Origin of the sequence: Velocimicrobium porci (assembly GCF_009696045.1) — a bacterium.
Classification (GTDB): Bacteria; Bacillota; Clostridia; order Lachnospirales; family Lachnospiraceae; genus Velocimicrobium; species Velocimicrobium porci.
The window spans coordinates 1-2034 of record NZ_VUMT01000062.1 but is presented as its reverse complement, the minus strand read 5'-3'; the positions used below and the strand labels follow the sequence as shown (position 1 = coordinate 2034).

Annotated in this window: 1 protein-coding gene and 1 pseudogene; both read left to right on the top strand. The window is 32.0% G+C overall.

Annotated elements, in window-relative coordinates; all coding sequences use genetic code 11:
- Positions 1–475: 475 nt before the first annotated feature.
- A pseudogene (locus tag FYJ58_RS14595) lies at positions 476–1777 on the top strand (IS1182 family transposase); the annotation flags it as partial.
- Between the two features lie 118 nt (positions 1778–1895).
- On the top strand, positions 1896–2034 hold a 139-nt coding region (locus FYJ58_RS14590), incomplete at its 3' end, for a transposase (protein ID WP_205839290.1).

The following is a 2034-nucleotide window of genomic DNA, read 5'->3' as shown; positions in this document are numbered from 1 at the left end:
AGTCGGTAAAGATTCTTTGTAAGATATTCATAACCCTATTATGCAGGAAAAATTAACAAAAAGAAACCCCTAAATTCCCTCAAGATTGAGGGGCAGGGGAGTTGAAGTGTCGAAGACACTTTTTTACTTTATAGGAAGTTTGGTTCTTATAAGTAAGCTGCAAATTTATTGGAATTGCTCTTTATTGATATAGTAAAACTCATTTTTGTTGTTATTTAAAGCAGAGATAATAAGATTTCCATCTGCATCACGATACATATATTCAATTTCACTTTTTTTATAGTTTAATTAGCTAAGTAATAAACTGCTTAGCTAATTTGAAACTTACCAATAGTATTTTTGTCTTGGATGATCATTAATTGCTTTAACTAAAATTACCAAGAATTCCCCCACTTCTATAAGGAGGGCACTGAAAAAGTAGAAAACATCACCTATGTTTGGTAAAATATAAATATCAAATATAGGTGGTGTTTTTATGGTTGAACAACAGCAGAAATTAATACTGAGTCCGTACATGGATATATACGAATTAATAATTCCAAAGGATAATCTTCTTCGTCAAATAAAAGAATTCGTTGATTTTGAATTTATTTACGATGAATTGATTGACAAATACTGTCTTGATAATGGTAGAAATGCCATTCCACCTATACGAATGTTCAAATATCTTCTTTTAAAATCTATCTATGATTTATCAGATGTTGATGTGGTTGAACGTTCCAAATATGATATGTCTTTTAAATATTTTCTCGACATGGCACCGGAAGACGAAGTCATAAATCCAAGTTCCTTGACGAAATTTCGGAAACTGCGTTTAAAGGATAGGAATCTTTTAGATATGCTGATTGCCAAAACAGTTCAGTTAGCATTGGACAAAGGAATTATAAAATCAAAATCCATTATTGTAGATGCTACTCATACAAAATCAAGATACAACTGCAAAACACCATGTCAGGCACTTCAGGAACAATCAAAAAAGCTACGTCGTACCATCTATGAAGTTGATGAAACAATGAAAGAAAAATTTCCCGATAAAAACACGGAAGATTCTTTGGAAAAAGAATTGGAATACTGTAAACAGCTTATTGATGTTGTAAAAGAAAATGAAAAAATATGCAGTTATCCCAAGGTGCAGGAAAAATTAAATCTGTTAGAAGAATCCGTAAGGGATGACATGGAGCATTTAGAAACTTCAAAAGATGAAGATGCAAAAATTGGTCATAAGACAGCAGATACATCATTCTTTGGATACAAAACACACATAGCAATGACAGAAGAACGAATCATCACAGCTGCTACGATAACCAGTGGTGAAAAAACAGATGGAAAAGAGTTACCGAAACTTGTGCAAAAGAGCAGGGATGCGGGGATGCAGGTTGAAGCAGTGATTGGTGATAAAGCTTATTCTGATAAGAAAAATATGGAAGCAGTAAAAAAAGATGGTTATGAGCTGATAGCAAAACTAAATTCAATTATTACCCAAGGCAATCGCACAAAGGAAGATGAATTTGAATTTAATAAAGATGCAGGAATGTACCAGTGTAAAGCCGGACATTTAGCCATTCATAAATATCTTGATAAAAGAAAAAAAGAGAAAAAGAATAAAAATCCACGCATGGTTTATTTTTTTGATATTGAAAAATGTAAATGTTGTCCTTATCGGGATGGCTGTTATAAAGAAGGAGCAAAAAAGAAAACCTACACAGAAACGATTATTAGCGATTCCCACAGTGAACAGGCTAAATTTCAGGAAACCGAACATTTCAAAGAAAAAATGCATGTTTTTCAGTGCCCTCTCTATAAGTGGCGGGATGAATTGGTATTTTTTTGTTGTGAAGTTCTTGAAAATGATGTATAATATGTTCAGTGGTAATTACATGAAAGGTATTATATAAATGGAATTGGAGAGTAATAATCATTCAGTGTTCTATATGAATTATCATCTTATTCTTGTTGTGAAATATAGAAGACGAGTGATAAATGATGAAATATCAAATCGACTAAAAGAAATATTCGAAAAAATATCACCAAATT